Origin of the sequence: Microbacterium sp. PAMC21962 (genome assembly GCF_019443465.1) — a bacterium.
Lineage (GTDB): Bacteria > Actinomycetota > Actinomycetes > Actinomycetales > Microbacteriaceae > Microbacterium > Microbacterium hominis.
Window position 1 is genome coordinate 3,061,905 of sequence record NZ_CP080381.1, and the last position, 19,484, is coordinate 3,081,388.

The 19,484-nt window shown below is 70.9% G+C and carries 17 protein-coding genes; 11 read left to right on the forward strand and 6 right to left on the reverse strand.

What is annotated here, in order from left to right; genetic code table 11:
- The first annotated feature begins 17 nt into the window (after positions 1-17).
- Positions 18-1,280, forward strand: coding sequence for an ABC transporter substrate-binding protein (locus KY498_RS14420; protein WP_060960326.1), 1,263 nt, complete (start codon positions 18-20; stop codon positions 1,278-1,280).
- A gap of 149 nt (positions 1,281-1,429) precedes the next feature.
- Here KY498_RS14420 and KY498_RS14425 read toward each other — a convergent pair whose 3' ends face one another.
- The 4 genes from KY498_RS14425 to KY498_RS14440 all read right to left on the reverse strand — a co-directional run bounded on the left by KY498_RS14425 (position 1,430) and on the right by KY498_RS14440 (position 5,568).
- The gene (locus KY498_RS14425) at positions 1,430-2,155 is read right to left on the reverse strand and encodes an ABC transporter ATP-binding protein (RefSeq protein WP_101307269.1); all 726 of its coding nucleotides are present in this window, start codon (positions 2,153-2,155) and stop codon (positions 1,430-1,432) included.
- A gap of 56 nt (positions 2,156-2,211) precedes the next feature.
- Positions 2,212-3,087, reverse strand: coding sequence for an ABC transporter ATP-binding protein (locus KY498_RS14430; protein ID WP_197425781.1), 876 nt, complete (start codon positions 3,085-3,087; stop codon positions 2,212-2,214).
- Positions 3,088-3,217: 130 nt separating this feature from the next.
- A complete protein-coding gene (locus tag KY498_RS14435; protein WP_060960328.1) occupies positions 3,218-4,207 on the reverse strand; it encodes a branched-chain amino acid ABC transporter permease in 990 nt (329 codons plus the stop codon).
- Between the two features lie 5 nt (positions 4,208-4,212).
- Positions 4,213-5,568, reverse strand: coding sequence for a branched-chain amino acid ABC transporter permease (locus tag KY498_RS14440; protein WP_060960329.1), 1,356 nt, complete (start codon positions 5,566-5,568; stop codon positions 4,213-4,215).
- A gap of 231 nt (positions 5,569-5,799) precedes the next feature.
- Here KY498_RS14440 and guaB point away from each other — a divergent pair, with 231 nt between their 5' ends.
- Positions 5,800-7,302 carry an IMP dehydrogenase gene (guaB, locus tag KY498_RS14445; protein WP_061781864.1) on the forward strand — a complete coding sequence of 501 codons (1,503 nt, stop codon included), beginning with the start codon at positions 5,800-5,802 and terminating at the stop codon, positions 7,300-7,302.
- Between the two features lie 16 nt (positions 7,303-7,318).
- Here guaB and KY498_RS14450 read toward each other — a convergent pair whose 3' ends face one another.
- Positions 7,319-8,389, reverse strand: a complete 1,071-nt coding sequence (locus tag KY498_RS14450) for an FAD-dependent oxidoreductase (protein ID WP_375140961.1) — start codon at positions 8,387-8,389, stop codon at positions 7,319-7,321.
- 247 nt (positions 8,390-8,636) lie between these two features.
- Between KY498_RS14450 and KY498_RS14455 the strand changes: the two genes are divergently transcribed.
- The 6 genes from KY498_RS14455 (at position 8,637) to guaA (ending at position 15,111) form a co-directional block, all read left to right on the forward strand.
- The gene (locus tag KY498_RS14455) at positions 8,637-10,325 is read left to right on the forward strand and encodes an ABC-F family ATP-binding cassette domain-containing protein (protein ID WP_191009033.1); all 1,689 of its coding nucleotides are present in this window, start codon (positions 8,637-8,639) and stop codon (positions 10,323-10,325) included.
- Between the two features lie 9 nt (positions 10,326-10,334).
- On the forward strand, positions 10,335-11,027 hold the full coding sequence (locus tag KY498_RS14460) for a TMEM175 family protein (protein ID WP_223848732.1): 693 nt from the start codon (positions 10,335-10,337) through the stop codon (positions 11,025-11,027).
- A gap of 15 nt (positions 11,028-11,042) precedes the next feature.
- Positions 11,043-12,164, forward strand: coding sequence for a GuaB3 family IMP dehydrogenase-related protein (locus KY498_RS14465; RefSeq protein ID WP_060960333.1), 1,122 nt, complete (start codon positions 11,043-11,045; stop codon positions 12,162-12,164).
- On the forward strand, positions 12,161-12,982 hold the full coding sequence (locus tag KY498_RS14470) for an SURF1 family protein (RefSeq protein WP_060960334.1): 822 nt from the start codon (positions 12,161-12,163) through the stop codon (positions 12,980-12,982). Before KY498_RS14465 ends, KY498_RS14470 begins: the two co-directional genes overlap by 4 nt.
- Positions 12,983-13,060: 78 nt before the next feature.
- Entirely contained in the window at positions 13,061-13,531 is a 471-nt protein-coding gene (locus tag KY498_RS14475) for a DUF3817 domain-containing protein (protein WP_060960335.1), read from the forward strand.
- The gene (gene guaA / locus KY498_RS14480) at positions 13,528-15,111 is read left to right on the forward strand and encodes a glutamine-hydrolyzing GMP synthase (RefSeq protein ID WP_060960336.1); all 1,584 of its coding nucleotides are present in this window, start codon (positions 13,528-13,530) and stop codon (positions 15,109-15,111) included. Before KY498_RS14475 ends, guaA begins: the two co-directional genes overlap by 4 nt.
- A 201-nt stretch (positions 15,112-15,312) precedes the next feature.
- Here the strand turns inward: guaA and KY498_RS14485 are convergent, their stop codons facing one another.
- Complete coding sequence (locus KY498_RS14485) at positions 15,313-16,239, reverse strand: Bax inhibitor-1/YccA family protein (RefSeq protein WP_060960337.1); 927 nt, start codon at positions 16,237-16,239, stop codon at positions 15,313-15,315.
- A gap of 159 nt (positions 16,240-16,398) precedes the next feature.
- On the opposite strand from KY498_RS14485, the gene KY498_RS14490 reads away from it, so the two are divergent.
- Genes KY498_RS14490 through KY498_RS14500 form a run of 3 tightly spaced genes read left to right on the forward strand, consistent with a single transcriptional unit; the run spans position 16,399 to position 19,480 of the window.
- Positions 16,399-17,406 carry a glycerophosphodiester phosphodiesterase family protein gene (locus KY498_RS14490; protein WP_060960338.1) on the forward strand — a complete coding sequence of 336 codons (1,008 nt, stop codon included), beginning with the start codon at positions 16,399-16,401 and terminating at the stop codon, positions 17,404-17,406.
- A gap of 56 nt (positions 17,407-17,462) precedes the next feature.
- Positions 17,463-18,395 carry an ABC transporter ATP-binding protein gene (locus KY498_RS14495; protein WP_191009032.1) on the forward strand — a complete coding sequence of 311 codons (933 nt, stop codon included), beginning with the start codon at positions 17,463-17,465 and terminating at the stop codon, positions 18,393-18,395.
- Positions 18,392-19,480, forward strand: a complete 1,089-nt coding sequence (locus KY498_RS14500; RefSeq protein WP_191009031.1) for an ABC transporter permease — start codon at positions 18,392-18,394, stop codon at positions 19,478-19,480. The genes KY498_RS14495 and KY498_RS14500 overlap by 4 nt, the downstream gene beginning before the upstream one ends.
- Positions 19,481-19,484: the final 4 nt, after the last annotated feature.

A 19,484-nucleotide genomic window follows, 5' to 3' on the forward strand; every position in this document is an offset into this window, starting at 1 on the left:
CCAGATCAAGGAGCAACATGAGCGTCTTCACACGTTCGCGGGCTGGCAAGGTGCTCGGCGGTATCGCCGTGGCCGCCGTCAGCGCCGTTCTGCTCGCCGGCTGTGCCGGCGGCGGCTCGTCTACGCCCAGCGAAAGCAGCGGCCCGGCCGAGGACCTGACCCTCAAGATCGGCAGCGTGCTGCCGCAGACGGGTAGCCTCGCCTTCCTCGGCCCGCCCGAGGAGGCCGGCGTCCTGCTCGCCGTCGACGAGGTGAACAAGGCGGCCAAGGGCATCACGGTCGACTTCACCCCCGGCGACTCCGGCGACGCCGACAACAAGGCCTTCGAGACCACGGTGCCCAAGCTGCAGAGCGCCGGCGTCTCGGCCATGATCGGTGCGGCGGCATCGGGTGTCACGAAGCTGTTCCTCGACTCCAACGTCGCGGCCGGCATCATCACCTTCTCGCCCGCCAACACCTCGCCCGACTTCACCAACTGGGACGACAAGGGCCTGTACTGGCGCACCGCCCCCAGCGACCTGCTGCAGGGTGAGGTGCTCGGCAACCTGATCGCCGAGGACGGCCACAAGAACATCGGCATCATCTACCAGAACGACGCCTACGGCACCGGTCTGTTCGGTGTCGTCAAGGATGTCTTCGAGTCCACCGGCGGCAAGGTCGTGGCCGAGGCGTCCTACAACGACGGCGACAGCTCGTTCGACGCCCAGGTGGCGACGATCGCGGCCGCCAAGCCGGACGCGGTCGTGCTCGTCACGTTCGACCAGTTCGCGACGATCGCTCCGCTCCTGGTCAACGCGGGTCTGCCGGCGAGCAACTTCTACCTCGTCGACGGCAACCTCAAGCAGTGGGGCGACAAGGTCTCCGTGTCGCTCGAAGGCGCCAAGGGCACCACGCCCGGACCGGTGCTCGAGGACGACTTCAAGGAGCGTCTGAACACCACGTGGACCGCCGCCGGCAACGCCGCGCTCGAGGACTACTCGTACGCGGCCGAGTCCTACGACGCGGTCGTGCTGCTGGCCCTCTCCGCCCTCGCGGCGAAGTCGACCACCGGCGCCGACATGGCGGGCAAGCTGCAGGAGGTCTCCGGCGGCTCGGGCGATGGCAAGAAGTGCACCTCGTTCTCCGAGTGCGCCGACATCATCCTCGGCGGCGGCGTGGCCGACTACGACGGCTACTCCGGCCCGATCACCTTCGACGAGCACGGCGACCCGACGCAGGCGTCCATCGGCATCTTCCAGTTCGGTGCCGACAACATGCACACCCGCATCGACACGCGCTGACACTCGACGCGTAGAGAGGGCCCCGGAGCGATCCGGGGCCCTTTCCCGTGCGTGCGGCGCCGCTGCGGATGGATGCCACGGCATCCCGGTACGCGAAGAGGCCCCCTCGCGGCGGGAGGGGGCCTCTTCGGTCGTGCCGGACGGGGTGCTCAGTGCTCCTCGTCCGTGCCCAGCGTACCCAGGTAGAGACCGATGACCTGCGGGTCGTTCAGCAGGTCGCGCCCCGTGCCCTCGTGCGCGTCGCGGCCCTGGTCGAGGACGTAGCCGCGGTCGCAGATCTGCAGGCAGCGGCGCGCGTTCTGCTCGACCATGATCGTCGTCACGCCCGCCTTGTTGATGTCGGAGACGCGGATGAAGGCGTCGTCCTGACGTACGGGCGACAGCCCGGCGCTCGGCTCGTCGAGCAGCAGCACCGACGGGTCCATCATGAGGGCGCGGCTCATCGCCACCATCTGCCGTTCGCCGCCGGACAGCGAGCCGGCACGCTGCTTGAGGCGCTTGCCGAGCTCGGCGAAGATGCCGGTCACGAACTCGAGGCGGGCCGCGTAGATCTTGGGGTTCTGGTAGAGCCCCATCTGCAGGTTCTCCTCGATCGACAGCGACGGGAAGACGTTGTTCGTCTGCGGGACGAACGCCACCCCGCGCTGGACGAGCTTGTCGGCCTTGAGGCCCACGATCGACTCGCCGTTCACCGTGATGTCGCCGCCGCGCACCTTCACGAGCCCGAAGATCGACTTCAGCAGCGTGGACTTGCCGGCGCCGTTGGGACCGATGATGCCGATCAGCTCGCCCTTGCGGGCGACGAGGTTCGCGCCGTTGATGATGTTGATGCCCGGCAGGTAGCCGGCGGTGAGATCGGAGACCTCGACGACGATCTCGTCGGATGCCGCGGGTGCGGCCTGCGCGACGGCTCCCGGGCCCGTGGATGCACTCACTTCTTCTCCTCCTCGGCCTCGGCGATGCTCGCGGCCTCGACGTCCTCGATCTCCTCGAGCAGCTCCTTGGCGGACTCGTCGAGCTCTCCCGGGATGCGGCCCGTGACGACCCCGAGGTCGACGTCCTGGTGGCTGCCGAGGTACGCGTCGATGACGGCCTTGTCCTGCATGACCGAGTCCGGCGGGCCCTCCGCGACGACGCGGCCCTCGGCCATGACGACCACCCAGTCCGCGATGTGGCGCACCATGTGCATGTCGTGTTCGACGAACAGCACGGTCACGCCCAGATCCTTCAGATCCAGGATGTGATCCAGCAGCGACTGCGTGAGCGCGGGGTTCACGCCCGCCATCGGCTCGTCCAGCATGACCAGCTGCGGATCGCTCATGAGCGCCCGCGCCATCTCCAGGAGCTTGCGCTGGCCGCCCGACAGCGATGCGGCGAAGTCCTTCTCCTTGGTGTCGAGCTTGAAGCGCTGCAGCAGGCCGCGGGCCTTCTCCTCGTTCGCCGTCTCCTGCCCGCGCCAGATGCCCGGGATGAAGGCGGACCAGAACCGTTCGCCCTTCTGCTTGGGCGCGCCGAGCTTCATGTTCTCGAGCACCGTCAGCAGCGACAGCGCCTTGGTCAGCTGGAACGTGCGCACCTGCCCCATCCGGGCCACCTTGAAGGCGGGGATGCCGGCGAGGTTCTTCCCGTCGTACGACCACGTGCCCGAGTTGGGCTTGTCGAAGCCGCACAGCAGGTTGAACAGGGTCGTCTTGCCGGCGCCGTTGGGGCCGATGAGCGCCGTGATGGCGTGCCGCGGGATCTCGAGGTGGTCGACGTCGACGGCGGTGAGGCCGCCGAAGCGTCGCGTGACGTCGTCGATCACCATGATCGGGTCGACCTTCGCCACCCCCGGGACGGCGGCGCCCGTGGCGAGACCGGTCTTCTTCGGGCGGCGGATGCTGCCCGTCGCGGTCGTCACCGGCGCGGTCGCGTCGGGGACGCCCTGGGGGTTCTGATCACTTGACAAAGGTCATCTCCTTCTTGTCGCCGAGGATGCCCTGCGGCCGGAAGATCACGATGAGCATGAGGGCGACGCCCACGAGGATGAAGCGCAGCGTGCCCGCCTGGATGTCGCTCATGGGCAGCCAGCCGGCCTTCGCCATCTCGGGCAGGAGGTTGCCGAGCAGGGCCATCACCATCCAGAACAGGACGGCACCGAGCGACGGGCCGAAGATGGTCGACGCGCCGCCGAGCAGGAGGATCGTCCACAGGAAGAAGGTGAGCGCCGTCGTGTAGCTCGACGGGATCACCGCGGACGGCAGCACGTAGACGATGCCGCCGAGCGCGCCGATCACGCCGCCGACGACGAGCGCCTGCATCTTGTAGGCGAAGACGTTCTTGCCCAGGGAGCGTACGGCGTCCTCGTCTTCGCGGATGCCCTTGAGCACGCGTCCCCACGGGCTGCGCATGAGCGCCCAGACCACGAAGATCGACACCGCGAGCAGCACCAGACCGAACACGACGACCCAGAGCTGCTGCGCCGTGAACTGCCAGGGACCCCAGCCGTAGCGCGCGCCGCCGGGCAGCGACGGGAACGGGTTGGCCGACTGGAAGCTCCCGTTGTAGTTGCCGAGGCCGTCGGCGGAGTTCGTCCACTCGTCGAACACCTGCGTGGTGAACAGCAGGCGCACGATCTCCGCGGCCGCGATCGTGACGATCGCGAGGTAGTCCGCGCGCAGCCGCAGGGTCGGGATGCCGAGGATGACCGCGAAGACGGCGGCCAGCAGCAGGCCGACGATCATCGCGAGGTACCACGGGAGCCCGAAGGTGAGGATCGAGATCGCGTAGCCGTAGGCACCGAGGGCCATGAACCCGGCCATGCCGAAGTTCAGGAGGCCCGCGTAGCCGAAGTGCACCGCGAGGCCGGTCGCGGCCAGCGCGTACGCGATCGTGACGGGGCTCAGCAGATAGCCGAGCGTGTTGCCGATGATGGCGCCCCAATCCATGGCCGTCACCCGAGCCTTTCTCTGCGACCCAGCAGACCTTGAGGCCTGACCAGCAGGATGATGATGAGCACGACGAGGGCTCCCGCGTACTTGAGATCCGACGGGATCCAGAGCGTCGAGGTCTCCACGACGATGCCGACGATGAGCGCACCGAGCAGTGCGCCGAATGCCGTGCCGAGCCCACCGAGCGTGATGGCGGCGAAGATCAGCAGCAGCATCTGCGTTCCCATGTCCCAGCGCACGCCCGGTCGGAAGTACGCCCACAGCACGCCGGAGATGGCCGCCAGCGCTCCCGCGAGGACCCACACGATGCGCACCACGCGGTCGACGTTGATGCCGGATGCGGCGGCGAGCTGCGGGTTGTCGGAGATCGCGCGCGTCGCCTTGCCGATGCGGGTGCGCAGCAGGAAGTAGGCGACGCCGAGGATGACGATGACGCTCACCCCCATGCTGATGAGGTCGATGTACGACAGGGAGATCGGGCCGAACTCGATCGGCGCCGGGCTCGACCCCGGCAGCTGGCTCGTCGCGCCGCCCACGAAGTACTGATACGTGTAGCGCAGCGCCAGCGACAGGCCGATGCTCACGATCATCAGCTGGACGACGCCGAGCCCGCGACGGCGCAGCGGCCGCCACAGGCCGGCATCCAGGACCAGGCCCAGGGCGCCGCCGCCGAGAACCGCCGCCGTCACCCCCAGCCACAGCGGAAGCTGCCAGGTCGTGCTGAACAGCAGGGCGAGCAGCGCGCCCCACGTGACCATCTCGCCGTGGGCGAAGTTCGACAGGCCGGTCGTGCCGAAGATGAGCGCCGCGCCCATCGCGGCGAGGGCCAGCAACAGCCCGAAGTTCAGACCGTTGACCAGCCGCACCGCGAGCTGGTCGACGAACGACTGCGTGACGCGCTCGCCCTGGCCGAGGAACAGGTTGACGATCTTCGTCTTCGTGAGCCCGAACTCGACCTCGAAGGATCCCGTCGTGCCCTGGATGGGCTGGAGTCCCTCGGGCAGGTTCGACGCGTCGACGATGACGCCTTCCGGGAGCGTGGTCTCATCGACGACGAGCGTGTAGGTGTCCTTGTCGGGAACGTACAGTCGCCACTTGCCCTGGGCATCGGTGACGGTCTTCGCCTCGAAGCCGCCGCCCTTCACCGACATCCCGACATCGGCGACGGGTTTGTCCTCGAACGTGATCACCCCGCCGAAGTAGTAGTCGGTCTTCTCCTGATCCCCGCCGGGCGTATCGGGGGCGCCGGCGGCGTGCGCGGCGCTCGCAGCCCCGCCGACGATCAGGAGTGACGCTGCGAGCAGCGCTCCGAGGATGAGCACGAGCCACCTCTGGGGCGTTCGTGCGGTGGCGGTCATGGGACGCAAAGGTTCCTCCAGTCCGGCACACCATGGCAGGTGGTGCGGTCGCCTCGACATTGATCAACGACGGTACGAGCGTAATGTGTCGCCATTGTTTCGCCTACCCGCCTCATGTTTCCGGGGGAGCGGAAGCCGGCCGCGGGAACGGGCCGCGGAATGCGCGCCGCCGCCCGCGACTTACAATCGGTACACACCCGAATTCGCGCGCGCGAGATAACAGGAGAGCACGTGGAGCACAACGACCCGTTCGGTTTCGTCGGACTGACCTATGACGACGTGCTGCTCCTGCCGGGGCACACCGACGTCATCCCCTCCGAGGCCGACACGTCGTCGCGCGTCACCCGCCGGATCACCGTGGCGACGCCGCTGCTGTCGGCGGCGATGGACACCGTCAGCGAGGCGCGGATGGCGATCGCGATGGCCCGCGAGGGCGGTCTCGGCATCCTGCACCGCAACCTCGCCATCGCCGAGCAGGCCGCCATGGTCGACCAGGTCAAGCGGAGCGAGTCGGGCATGATCACCGACCCGATCACGACCACCCCCGACGCCACGATCGACGAGGTCGACAAGCTGTGCGGCCAGTACCGCATCTCCGGGCTCCCCGTCGTGGACGAGGACGGGCAGCTGCTGGGCATCATCACGAACCGCGACATGCGCTTCGTGTCGGGCTTCGAGCGCCAGACCACCAAGGTGCGCGACGTCATGACCAGCGAGGGCCTGGTCACCGGGCGCGTCGGCATCGGCGCCAACGAGGTCATCGCGCTGTTCGCGCAGCACCGCGTCGAGAAGCTCCCGCTCATCGACGACGACGGCAAGCTCGCGGGCCTCATCACGATCAAGGACTTCGACAAGAGCGAGAAGTACCCGCTCGCGACGAAGGACGACCAGGGGCGCCTGCGCGTCGGAGCGGCGATCGGCTTCTTCGGCGACGCGTGGGAGCGCGCCGAGGCCCTCCGCGACGCGGGTGTCGACGTCATCGTCGTCGACACGGCCAACGGCCAGTCGCAGGGCGTCATCGACATGGTCCGCCGCCTGAAGGCCGACGAGTCGTTCGCCCACATCGACGTCATCGGCGGCAACGTCGCGACGCGCGAGGGCGCGCAGGCGCTCATCGATGCGGGCGTGGATGCCGTCAAGGTCGGCGTCGGCCCGGGCTCGATCTGCACGACGCGCATCGTCGCGGGCGTGGGCGTACCCCAGGTGACCGCGATCTGGGAGGCCTACCAGGCCGCGCGCGAGGCCGGCATCCCCGTCATCGCCGACGGCGGCCTGCAGTACTCCGGCGACATCGCCAAGGCTCTCGTCGCGGGCGCCGACACCGTCATGCTCGGATCGCTCCTCGCGGGCACCGACGAGTCGCCGGGCGAGATCGTCTTCCAGGGCGGGAAGCAGTTCAAGCTCTACCGCGGCATGGGCTCGCTCGGTGCGATGCAGACGCGCGGCAAGAAGACGTCCTACTCGAAGGACCGCTACTTCCAGGCCGACATCCCGAGCGACGACAAGCTCATCCCCGAGGGCATCGAGGGTCAGGTCGCGTACCGCGGTCCGGTCTCTGCAGTGGCCTACCAGCTCGTCGGCGGCCTCCGTCAGTCGATGTTCTACGTCGGCGCCCGCACCATCGAGGAGCTCAAGGCCCGGGGCAAGTTCGTCCGCATCACGGCGGCCGGGCTCAAGGAGAGCCACCCCCACGACGTGCAGATCGTCGTGGAGGCGCCCAACTACAAGAAGTAGCGGCCGTCGCCGGTCGTCAGGACGGCAGGCGGAACGGCGCGGCGGCCCGCGCCGACGGGTCCAGAGCGAGCGCGGCGAGGGTCGCGCCCACGCCCGGCGCGAACTTGAAGCCGTGGCCGGAGAAGCCCGCCCCGACCACGAGCGGTCCCACGCGGTCGAGCACGAACGCGGCATCCGGAGTGGACGTGTACGTGCACGAGATCGGCGCCGCGCTGTCGGCGTCCAGGCCCGGGAACCACTCCCGCACGTACTCCCGCAGCTCGCGCTGGAGCGTCGGCCGATGCGGCCGGGCGTCGGGATCGACCTCGTCTCCGACGGCGTGGAACCCCACCTTGACGCCCTCACCGGGTGTCGGCATGCCGTAGACCCCGCCCGGACGCTCTCCCGGGACGCCGATGTGGTTGAACGACGGCCAGGGACCGGGACCGACGGCGGCGAAGTGCGCCGGGCTCTCCTCGGTGACCCGCAAGGGAGGCAGACGGAGGTCCGGGTCGGCGCCCGCCAGCAGCCGATCGGTCCACGCCCCCGCGGTCACGACCGCGACATCCGCCCGCAGCGTCTCGCCGTCGAGCACGACGTCGACGCCGTCCGCATCGGGACGCACCGCGTGGACCGGGGTCTGCCACCGCACCGCGGCGCCGGCGGCGACGATCCGCCGCTCCCATTCGCGCAGCGCCGCGTCGGCGCGGACGACCCCGCCCTCGGGGGAGTGGAGCACGACGTCCTCGAACCGCATCCCGGGCCAGCGGCGATGCGCCTGCGCGGCGTCGAGCAGTTCGGCGCGGATGCCGCGCTCCTGCAGGCGGCGGGCGATCTCGGCCACCGGCACGGGGGCGTCGCGAAGGCCCGCGCCGTGCGTCACCAGGCCGTGCAGACGCAGCAGCGGCTCTCCCTCGACGATGCCGAGCCCGTCCCATCCCTCCCGGGCGCGCGCCAGCAGATCGAGGTAGTGCTCCTCGCCGTACGCGTTGTTGAAGTTGCGTGTCGCCCCGTGCGACGCGCCCTGGCGGTGGCCCCGCGCGAAGCGGTCGAGCACGATCGGCCGTTCTCCGCGCAGCGTCAGCTGCCAGGCCGTCGCCAGGCCCATGACCCCGCCGCCGATCACGACGATGCGCTGCGCCACGCCGTCTCCTCTCGTTCCGGCATCCATCCTGGGCCACCGCGCCCGTCGACGGCGCGTTCGTGACGCCGCGGGTCGGCGGCCCGCGGGCGCGGCGGTGGCCGCGCGACGGCTCGCGCCGGTCGCTCGGAGGCTCGCGCTGGTCGCTCGGAGGACAACACGCTAGGCTGGTCGGCTCTGCGCCCGCGACGCGGCGAGGGCGGAAGGACCCGTCATGGGCTACATCGACATCGCCGCCGTCTCGTTCACGCTGCCGGACGGGCGCCCGCTGCTGGACGAGGTGACGTTCCGGGTCGCCGACGGCAGGACCACCGCGCTGATCGGCCAGAACGGCGCGGGCAAGACCACGCTGCTGCGCATCATCCGCGGCGAGCTCGCGCCGCGTTCGGGGGTCGTGACCATCGACGGAGGACTCGGCGTCATGGACCAGTTCGTCGGCCACGGCGAGGCGGGCCAGACGATCCACGACCTGCTCATCTCCGTCGCCCCGGGCCGTGTCCGCTCCGCCGCGCGCGAGCTCGAGGATGCCGAGTCGGCCATCATCGACCGCGACGACCTCGACACGCAGATGCGCTACGCGGCCGCGCTCGCCGACTACGCCGAAGCGGGTGGCTACGAGTACGAGACCGTGTGGGACACGTGCACGACCGCGGCCCTGGGCGTGCCGTTCGCGCGCGCCCGGTTCCGCGCGCTGACGACGCTGTCGGGCGGCGAGCAGAAGCGGCTCGCCCTCGAGGCGCTGCTGCGTGGTCCCGACCAGGTGCTCCTGCTGGACGAGCCCGACAACTACCTCGACGTCCCCGGCAAGCGCTGGCTCGAGGAGCGCCTGCGCGAGACGGCGAAGACCGTCCTGCTCGTCTCGCACGACCGCGAGCTGCTCGCTCGCGCCGCCGACCGCATCGTGACCCTCGAAGCCGGCGGGGCGGGCAGCACGGCCTGGGTGCACGGCGGCGGGTTCGGCGGGTATCACGCCGCCCGCGAAGACCGGATGGCGCGCCTCGACGAGTTGCGCCGGCGCTGGGACGAGCAGCACGCGAAGCTCATCCGCTTCGTCGCGGACATGAAGGCGAAGGCGGCGGCCAGCGACGAGTTCGCCTCCCGGTACCGGGCGGCGCAGACGCGGCTGCGCCGCTTCGAGGAGGCCGGGCCGCCCGAGGAACGCCCGCCGGCGCAGACGCTGGACGTGCGCCTCCGCGGCGCGCGGACGGGCAAACGCGCCGTCGTCGCCGAGCGGCTCGAGCTGACCGGCCTCATGACGGCGTTCGACCTCGAGGTCTGGTTCGGCGACCGCATCGCGGTGCTCGGCTCCAACGGGTCGGGCAAATCCCACTTCCTGCGCCTGCTGGCGCGCGGGGGAACCGACCCCGACCGGCTGCAGGGCCATGTCACCGAGGTGGGAGCCGTGCTCGACCCGGTGGCGCACACGGGTCGTGCGGTGCTCGGCGCCCGCGTCACTCCCGGTTGGTTCGCGCAGACCCACCGGCAGCCGGAGTTCTCCGGCCGGTCGCTGCTCGACATCCTGCACCGCGGCGACGACCGGCGGCCCGGCCTGCCGCGCGACGCGGCCAGCTCGGCCCTCGACCGGTACGGACTGGTCCGTCAGGCCGAGCAGACGTTCGACAGCCTCTCGGGTGGGCAGCAGGCCCGGTTCCAGGTCTTGCTGCTGGAGCTGTCAGGCGCGACGCTGCTGCTGCTGGACGAGCCCACCGACAACCTCGACCTCGTCTCGGCGGCGGCGCTGGAAGACGCGCTGCAGCGGTTCGAGGGGACCGTGATGGCCGTGACCCACGATCGGTGGTTCGCGCGCTCGTTCGATCGCTTCCTCGTCTTCGGCGCCGACGGCCGCGTCGTGGAGACCGCTGAGCCGGTCTGGGACGAGGCGCGCGTCGCGCGGCCGCGCTAGCCTGAGCGCGTGAGCGAGACGACGCGGCCGCGCCGCCGACGCGTGGCCTCCGGTGGCACCTCCCGCGTCGAGGCGTACTCCGACGCCGTCTTCGCGATCGCCGCGACGCTGCTCGTGCTCGATCTGACGACCGCCTCGTTCGGCGAGATCGGTTCGGATGCCGACATGTGGGCGGCCCTCGCGGGACTGTGGCCGAATGTGTCCTCGTTCGCCGTGAGCTTCGCGCTGCTGAGCGGCATGTGGATGATCCACCTGCGGCAGTTCCGTGACATCGCCGACGTCGACACGACGCTGCTGTGGCTGAACAACGCCCGGCTGCTGTTCGTCGTCCTCATCCCGTTCACGACGGCGCTGACCTCGCAGTACTCGGACTTCCTCGCGGGGCGCGTCCTGCTGCCCGTCGACTTCTTCCTCGTGGCGCTGTTCGGTCACCTGTCCTGGAGGTGGGCCGCCGCCCGCGGCGGGCAGCTGTTGCGCCCGGAGGCGGTCGAGAACGTCCGCGCGGCGAGCGCCGGCGGCATCTCCGCGGTCACGTGCGCCGCCGTCGCCGTGGCGCTGTCGCCGTGGATCGGGTCGTACGCCTTCCTCGCCTTCCTGCTCAACGGCGTGCTCGCCGCGCTCATCCTCCGCCTCACGCCGCCGCATCCCGCAGGGGATGCCGCGGGTGCGGATACCGCGGGGGCGGACGGAGAGCGCGGGTAGGCTGGGGATGTGACCATGGAGATCGAGCTCGGCCGCGCCAAGCGCGCCCGCCGCGCCTATGCGTTCGACGACATCGCGGTCGTGCCTTCGCGGCGCACCCGCAACCCCGAGGACGTCTCGACCGCCTGGTCGATCGATGCCTTCGGTTTCGAGATCCCCGTCCTCGGCGCCCCGATGGACTCGGTCATGAGCCCGCGCACGGCCGTGATGCTCGGCCAGCTCGGCGGCCTCGGCGTGCTCGACCTCGAAGGGGTGTGGACGCGGTACGACGACCCGGAGCCCCTGCTCGAGGAGATCGGGTCGCTGCCGGCATCCGAGGCGACCCGTCGCATGCAGGAGCTGTACGCCGAGCCGATCAAGCCCGAGCTCGTCCGCGACCGCCTCGCCGAGATCCGCGATGCCGGCGTCACGGTCGCCGGTGCCCTGACCCCTCAGCGCACCCAGGAGCTGTACGAGACGGTCGTCGCGGCCGGCGTCGACCTCTTCGTCATCCGCGGCACGACCGTCTCCGCCGAGCACGTTTCCAGCGTCGACGCCCCCCTGAACCTCAAGAAGTTCATCTACGACCTCGACGTCCCCGTGATCGTCGGCGGCGCCTCCACGTACACGGCGGCGCTGCACCTCATGCGCACGGGAGCCGCGGGCGTGCTGGTGGGCTTCGGCGGCGGAGCGGCCTCGACCACCCGCGCCACCCTCGGCATCCACGCGCCGATGGCGACCGCCGTCGCCGACGTGGCCGGGGCCCGCCGCGACTACCTCGACGAGTCGGGCGGCCGCTACGTGCACGTCATCGCCGACGGCGGCGTCGGCACCTCGGGCGACATCGTGAAGGCCCTCGCGATGGGCGCGGATGCCGTCATGCTCGGCGTCGCCCTTGCGCGCGCGACCGACGCGCCCGGCCGCGGACACCACTGGGGTCCCGAGGCCCACCACCCGAAGCTCCCGCGCGGCAAGCGCGTCGAGGTCGGGCAAGTGGCGCCGCTCGAGGAGATCCTGTACGGGCCGGCCCCGGTCGCCGACGGCACCGCGAACCTCATCGGCGCGCTCAAGAAGTCGATGGCCACCACGGGCTACTCCGACCTCAAGGAGTTCCAGCGCGTCGAGGTCGTCGTCGCGCCCTACATGGCAGGTCGATGACCACGGAGCCGTTCCCGCCCACGCTGCGCGAGGTCATGCTGCGCCCCTGGTGGCTCGGCATGCTCGTGTTCGCGCTCGTCGTCGCGGCCGTCTTCGCCTGGCTCGGCCAGTGGCAGCTCGGCCGCGCGATCGACACGTCGCCGCCCGCTCCCGGGGCCACCGAGCAGGTGCGCCCGATCGCGGAGATCACCGAGCCCGGTGCGTATCTGCCCGAGCCGCTGGTCGGTCAGCGCGTCGAGGTCTCGGGCTCCTTCGTCGCCGATGACTTCCTCGTCGTCTCGTCCCGGTTCAACGACGGGCGACAGGGCTACTGGGTGACCGGACAGTTCCGCACCGACGCCGCGACCCCGACCTCGCTCGCGGTCGCCGTCGGCTGGACGGATGACCGCGCGGTCGCGGATGCCGCGGCATCCGCCCTCAACGCCGACCCCGGCGGCGCGCTCACGCTCACCGGTCGGCTCATCGCCGACGAGGGCCCCATGGCGCCGCCGCGCGGCGCCGCGCCCACCGAGATGACCCGGATGTCGCCGGCGGCCCTGCTGAGCTGGTGGCACGACACGGACGAGCTCTCGGTGTACCGCCCGTACCTGGTCGCCGATGCCGGCGAGCCGCTCGTGGGCGGGCTCGTCGCGATCGATTCGCCGGCTCCCGCCGAGGGCTCCGCCATCAACTGGCTGAACATCTTCTACGCCGTCGAGTGGGCCATCTTCGCGGGCTTCGCGTTCTACATGTGGTACCGGCTGGCCCGCGACGCGTGGGAGAAAGAGGTCGAGGCGCTCGAGGAGGAGCAGGCCGCGCGAGCGCGGGAGACCGTGTGATGCGCGAGGCGCCGGTCGCCGCCGTCACCGCATCCGCGGCGGCCGAACCGGCGGGCGTCGCCGACTAGACTTGACGGCATGCCTCAGCCCAAACTCGCCAGTTTTCCGGCGATCCGCGGGGCGCTCAGGTTCTACCAGATCGCCTCGGTGATCACGGGTGTCATGCTCCTGTCGCTGTGCGCCGAGATGATCGTCAAGTACGCCTTCGGCTACGAGCTGTTCGCCGGCGGCGCCGGGGGAGCGCTCTGGCTGCACCCGGTCACGCTGGACGGCGGCGGCGACCTCACCGGCGGCGCGATCAACCTGTCCACCGGCATCCTCATCGCGCACGGCTGGTTCTACGTCGTGTACCTCTTCGCGTGCTTCCGCGTGTGGAGCCTCATGCGCTGGGGCTTCGTGCGGTTCATCGTGCTCGCGCTCGGCGGCATCGTCCCGCTCCTGTCGTTCTTCATGGAGGCGCGCGTCGCCCGCGAGGTGCGGGCCTACCTCGCGCAGCGCGAGGCCGACGAGTCCTCCGCCCCGATCCCCGCCACGGAAGGCAGCCGGTGACCACCCAGACCGAGACCGCTCAGCGTCCCGTCCTCGTCGTCGACTTCGGAGCCCAGTACGCGCAGCTCATCGCGCGACGGGTGCGCGAGGCCGGTGTCTACAGCGAGCTGGTGCCGCACACCGTGACCGCCGCCGACGTCGAGGCGAAGAACCCGGTGGCCATCATCCTCTCCGGCGGTCCGTCCTCCGTGTACGAGCCCGGTGCCCCGACGCTCGACCCGGCCGTGCTGCAGCTCGGCGTGCCGACGCTCGGCATCTGCTACGGCTTCCAGGTGATGGCGCAGCAGCTGGGCGGCCAGGTCGCCAACACCGGCCTGCGCGAGTACGGCGCGACGGATGCCGTGGTCGCGAATGACGGCGGTGTGCTGCTCGGCGGTCAGCCCGTCGAGCAGAACGTCTGGATGAGCCACGGCGACCAGGTCGCGGCGGCCCCCGAGGGCTTCGAGGTGCTCGCCTCGACCGCGGCGACGCCGGTCGCCGCCTTCGGCAACGCCGAGAAGTGCTTCTACGGCGTCCAGTGGCACCCCGAGGTCAAGCACTCCGACTACGGCCAGGATGTCATCGTCAACTTCCTCCACAAGGCGGCGGGACTGGCCGCCGACTGGAACAGCGGCAACGTCATCGCCGAGCAGGTCGAGCGCATCCGCGCGCAGGTCGGCAGCGGCCGCGTGCTGTCGGCGCTGTCCGGCGGCGTCGACTCCGCGGTGTCGACGGCGCTCGTGCACAAGGCCGTCGGCGACCAGCTCGTCGCCGTCTTCGTCGACCACGGCCTGCTGCGCAAGGGCGAGCGCGAGCAGGTCGAGAACGACTACGTGGCATCCACCGGCGTGCGCCTGATCACGGTCGACGCCCGCGAGACCTTCCTCACCGCCCTCGCCGGCGTGAGCGACCCGGAGCAGAAGCGCAAGATCATCGGCCGCGAGTTCATCCGCGCCTTCGAGAAGGTGCAGGCCGACCTCGTCGCCGAGGCGGCCGCCGAGGGCGAGCCGATCCGGTTCCTCGTGCAGGGGACGCTGTACCCCGATGTCGTCGAGTCCGGCGGCGGTGCGGGGACCGCGAACATCAAGAGCCACCACAACGTCGGCGGGCTCCCGGAGGATCTGCAGTTCGAGCTCGTCGAGCCGCTGCGCACCCTCTTCAAGGACGAGGTGCGCGCGATCGGTCGCGAGCTGGGGCTTCCCGAGGCGATCGTCGGCCGCCAGCCGTTTCCGGGGCCCGGCCTCGGCATCCGCATCGTGGGTGAGGTCACCGCTGACCGCCTCGAGATCCTGCGTGACGCCGACGCCATCGCCCGCGAGGAGCTGACGAAGGCGGGCCTGGACGGCGAGATCTGGCAGTGCCCGGTGGTGCTCCTGGCCGACGTCCGGTCGGTGGGCGTGCAGGGCGACGGCCGCACGTACGGCCACCCGATCGTGCTGCGTCCCGTCTCGAGCGAGGACGCGATGACCGCCGACTGGACGCGCCTGCCGTACGACGTGCTGTCGAAGATCAGCAACCGCATCACCAACGAGGTCCGCGAGGTCAACCGGGTCGTGCTCGACGTCACGTCGAAGCCCCCGGGGACCATCGAGTGGGAGTGATCTGACCGGATGCCGGGATCGCGGGGACTGCCCCGGGTCCCGGCATCCGTCGTTGCCCGGTCATCGTGCGGGCCGGGTCGGTTTCGTCTTCCGTCTGGATGGCGTGACCAGGGATGCCGTGCGCGTGCGGGCTGTCCCGGGAAAGCCGAAGGCCCGCCCGGGGAGCCGGACGGGCCTTCGTGCGCGCGGGGCGCGGGCCGACTAGTTGTTGCCGCGTGCGATCGCGATGAGGCGCAGGATCTCGATGTACAGCCACACGACCGTCACCATGATGCCGAAGCCGCCGAGCCAGCCGTACTCGCGGGGCGCGCCGTTGCGCACACCCTGCTGGATCTGGTCGAAGTCGAGCACGAGCGAGTACGCGGCCATGATGACCACGAGCACACCGATGATCAGGCCGAGGGGGATGCCGGCGATCTTGATGTTGCTGTACAGACCGAAGGCGCCGCCCTCGCCCGCCGCGCCGAACATCATCAGCACGACGTTCAGCAGGCCGAAGACGAGGTAGCCGATCATCGCGATCATGAAGATCTTCGTGGCGCGCGCGCTCGCGCGGACCTTGCCGCTGGCGAAGAGGGCCAGGGTGACACCGACGACCGACAGGGTCGCCAGCGTGGCCTGCATGACGATGCCGGGCCAGATGAACTCGAAGTACGCCGAGATGCCGCCGACGAAGAGGCCCTCGAACGCCGCGTAGGCGAAGATCAGCGCGGGGCGGACCTTCTTGCGCGACGTGAACGAGATCACCATCGCCAGCACGAACCCGCCGAGCATGCCGATGATCCAGGGCACGATCGTCACCTGCGAGGTGGTGGTGAGCTGCTCCGGCGAGAACGCGCCGCCCAGGGTCCACACCCAGCCGACGACGGCCGTGACGAGGAGGATCGCGAACAGGCCGACGGTCTTCGCGACGGTGTCCTCGACGGTCATCCGGCCGGTCTGGTGCGACGCGGCGGCGGGCGCGGCGAAGGCGCCCTCGAGCTGGGCGTTCACCGCGGCATCCGTCACCTGGTGCGACGTCGCGGCGTAGGCGGTCTGGGCGCCGGGCTGCGGCGCGGCCGGCGGCGTGAGGCCGGGACGCTGCTCTTGGAACGCCGGGTTGTTGAATGCGAAGTTGCCGGAGGCCATGGTCTCTTTCCACTCCCTAGGGGTGCACCGGACGGGTGCACAGCGAGGTGCTGTGACACCAGGCTATCGGACGGGTGTCGCGCGGCGTCAGGGCCCGGCTGTGTCGCTGCTGTGAAGGCGCTCGGAGAGGTCATAGCCGCTCTCGTTAGCCTGGGAGGCATGCCTGCCGTCCGGCCCCTGATCATCGGTCATCGTGGCGCCCCGGGGTATCGGCCCGAGCACACCCGTTCGTCGTACGCGCTCGCCCTCGCGCTGGGCGTGGACGCGGTCGAGCCGGATGTCGTCGTCACCGCCGACGGGGTGCTGGTCGTGCGTCACGAGAACGAGATCGGCGGGACGACCGACGTCGCCGAGCACCCCGAGTTCGCCGCGCGGCGCACCACGAAGACCATCGACGGGGTGGAGCACACGGGGTGGTTCACGGAGGACTTCACGTGGGACGAGCTGGCGACGCTGCGCTGCCGCGAGCGGCTGCCCCAGCTGCGCCCGTCCAGTGCCGCGTTCGACGGGGCGGAGCCGCCGCTGCGCCTCCGCGACGTGTTGGACCTCGTGCGGACGGCGTCCCGTGACCAGGGGCGAGAGATCGGCGTCGTGCTGGAGATCAAGCACGCGACGTACTTCGCCGGCCTCGGCGTCGACCTCGACGCCCTCGTCGCCGCGGAGCTCCGGCGTGCGGGGTGGGCCGACGGCGAACTGCCGCTGTACCTCGAGTCCTTCGAGCAGGACGTGCTGATGCGGCTGCGCGCCCGCGGCATCCGGGGCACGTACGTGTACCTGCTCGAGGCGAGCGGCACCGCCTACGACCTCCTCTCCGCCGCCGGGAGCACGCCACCGACCTACCGCGAGCAGGCGACGCCGGCGGGCCTGGACCGCCTCGCCGGCGAGGTCGACGCGATCAGCGTCGACAAACGCATGATCCTCGCCCCCGATCGTCTGGGCCGTGCCACGGGTCCGGCCCGCGTCGTCGCCGACGCGCACGAGCGCGGGCTCCGGGTGTTCACGTGGACCTGCCGTCCCGAGAACGCCTTCCTCCTGGCGGCGTACCGGCGGGGCCGGTCGAAGGCCGCGTTCGGCGACTACGCGGGGGAGTGGGGGGTGATCGCGGATGCCGGGGTGGACGGCGTCTTCGTGGATCACGCCGACCTCGGGGTCGCGTTCTTCCGCTGACGCAGCGGCCGGCGGCGCGGCGGTGTCCTTCCACAGCGACCGCATAGGGTGAGGGCATGAGCCCTTCCGGCATCGTCGTCACCGGGGTGCGCCGCTCGTTCGGCGCCGTCCACGCGGTGCGCGACGTCTCCTTCGACGCCCGCGCCGGCGCCGTGACGGGTCTCGTGGGCCCCAACGGCTCCGGCAAGACCACCCTGATGCTGATGCTGGCGTCGCTGCTGGCGCCGGATGCCGGCACCATCCGCATCGGCGGGATCGACCCGGTCGCCGACCCGGCGTCGGCCCGCGCGGTGCTCGGGTGGATGCCGGACGCGCTCGGCGCCTGGCCGTCGCTGACGGCCCGGGAGACGCTGACGATGACCGCGCGTCTGTACGGCATCGAACCCGACCCGGCGCGCGAGGGTGCCGCCCGCCTGCTCGCCGAGGTGGGGCTGTCCGCGCTCGCCGACGCCCCCGCACGGGTGCTGTCGCGGGGCCAGAAGCAGCGGCTGGGGCTCGCGCGGGCGCTCGTGCACGACCCGCGGGTGCTGCTCCTGGACGAGCCGGCGTCGGGTCTGGACCCACAGGCGCGTATCGATCTGCGCGTGCTGCTGCGCCGGCTCGCGGCCGACGGGCGCACCATCCTCCTCTCCAGCCACATCCTCTCGGAGCTGGAGGAGGTGGTCGACGACGCCGTGTTCCTCGTCGAGGGATCCACGGTCGCCGGCGACCGCGTCGCCGCGGCGGCGACGCGTCAGCGCTCCTGGCGCATCCGGCTGGCCGACCGCGACGCGACGGCAGCGGTGCTCCCGGTGGCGCGGACCCTGGGACTCGACGCCGCGCTCGTGCCGATCGACCGCCGCGATCTGCTCGTCGCGTTCGCGAGCGACGCGGACGCGGCATCCGCCCTCGCCGCCCTCGTCGGAGCGGGCCTGCCGGTGGCGGAGTTCGCCGCCGCGACGGGGATGCTGGAACACACCTTCCTCGACCTCGAAGGAGACCGCTCATGAGCGCCGCGCGGCTGTGGACGATCGCCCGTCTCGAGCTGCTGCAACGCGTGCGCACCGTCTCGTGGTACGTGCTGCTCGGAGTCTTCGCCCTCGTCCTCATCGGTGTGACCGCCCTCGCGTTCCTCGCCTACGGCGGGTGGGGTCAGAGCGGGCCGGGGGTCTTCTCCGTCGTCGTCTACGTCACCCTGCTGCTCGTGCTCCTCGTCTCGCCCACCCTCAGCGGCAACAGCATCAACGGCGACCGGGATGCCGCGACCCTGGCGCCCGTGCAGGTCACGCTGGTCACGGCCGGCGAGATCCTGCTCGGCAAGTTCCTCGCGGGGTGGATCACGGGGCTCGCGTTCGCCGCGGTCGCAGCGCCGTTCCTCGTGATCTCGACGTTCGCGGGCGGGGTGAATGCGCTGACGGTCGTCGTGTCGCTCGCCGTGCTCGTCCTGGAGACCGGCGTGATCGCCGCGATCGGCGTCGCGCTGTCGGGCGTGCTGGCCCGTCCACTGTTCTCCGTGGCGACGACGTATCTCGTCGTCGCCGCGCTCGCCGTGGGCACACCGCTCGGGTTCGGGCTCATCGGCTCCGCCGTCGCCAGCGAGGGCACCTCGCTGACGCGGTCGTACGAGATCGGGCCCGACGGCCTGCCCCTGTGCCGCGACGACGGCGACGACTGCGGGAACGATCCGGGTCGGATCGTGTGCGGCGAGTGGACGACCAGCACCTACCGCGTGCCGCGCTTCGACTACGTCTGGTGGATGCTGTCGGCCAACCCCTTCGTCATCCTCGGTGATGCGACGCCGACGACCTACAACGAGTACGGCTACCCGGACGACCTGTTCGGCTCGCTCAAGCTCTCCGTCCGCTCGGCTCAGGTGCCGCCGTCCCTCGAGCAGCGGTGGGACGACTGCGACCCCCGCATGTACGTCGACGACGGCGACCGGCGCTCGCCCCAGCAGGTCATCGACGGCACGGTGCCGAGCTGGTTCGTCGGACTGGCGGTGCAGATCGCGCTCGCCGCATTGCTGCTGTGGTGGGCCTGGGCCCGCACGCGCACCCCCGCGCGGAAGCTGCCCCCGGGCACGCGCATCGCCTGACGGC

Coding starts and splice junctions, on each gene's coding strand:
- KY498_RS14450 (WP_375140961.1), bottom strand. CDS start 8,389: ATGGGCCTGGCGACGGCCTGGCAGCTGACGCTGCGCGGAGAACGGCCG.
- KY498_RS14490 (WP_060960338.1), top strand. CDS start 16,399: ATGCCTGCCGTCCGGCCCCTGATCATCGGTCATCGTGGCGCCCCGGGG.
- KY498_RS14455 (WP_191009033.1), top strand. CDS start 8,637: ATGGGCTACATCGACATCGCCGCCGTCTCGTTCACGCTGCCGGACGGG.
- KY498_RS14440 (WP_060960329.1), bottom strand. CDS start 5,568: ATGACCGCCACCGCACGAACGCCCCAGAGGTGGCTCGTGCTCATCCTC.
- KY498_RS14435 (WP_060960328.1), bottom strand. CDS start 4,207: ATGGATTGGGGCGCCATCATCGGCAACACGCTCGGCTATCTGCTGAGC.
- KY498_RS14475 (WP_060960335.1), top strand. CDS start 13,061: ATGCCTCAGCCCAAACTCGCCAGTTTTCCGGCGATCCGCGGGGCGCTC.
- KY498_RS14420 (WP_060960326.1), top strand. CDS start 18: ATGAGCGTCTTCACACGTTCGCGGGCTGGCAAGGTGCTCGGCGGTATC.
- KY498_RS14500 (WP_191009031.1), top strand. CDS start 18,392: ATGAGCGCCGCGCGGCTGTGGACGATCGCCCGTCTCGAGCTGCTGCAA.
- KY498_RS14430 (WP_197425781.1), bottom strand. CDS start 3,087: ATGGTGATCGACGACGTCACGCGACGCTTCGGCGGCCTCACCGCCGTC.
- KY498_RS14495 (WP_191009032.1), top strand. CDS start 17,463: ATGAGCCCTTCCGGCATCGTCGTCACCGGGGTGCGCCGCTCGTTCGGC.
- KY498_RS14465 (WP_060960333.1), top strand. CDS start 11,043: ATGGAGATCGAGCTCGGCCGCGCCAAGCGCGCCCGCCGCGCCTATGCG.
- KY498_RS14485 (WP_060960337.1), bottom strand. CDS start 16,239: ATGGCCTCCGGCAACTTCGCATTCAACAACCCGGCGTTCCAAGAGCAG.
- KY498_RS14470 (WP_060960334.1), top strand. CDS start 12,161: ATGACCACGGAGCCGTTCCCGCCCACGCTGCGCGAGGTCATGCTGCGC.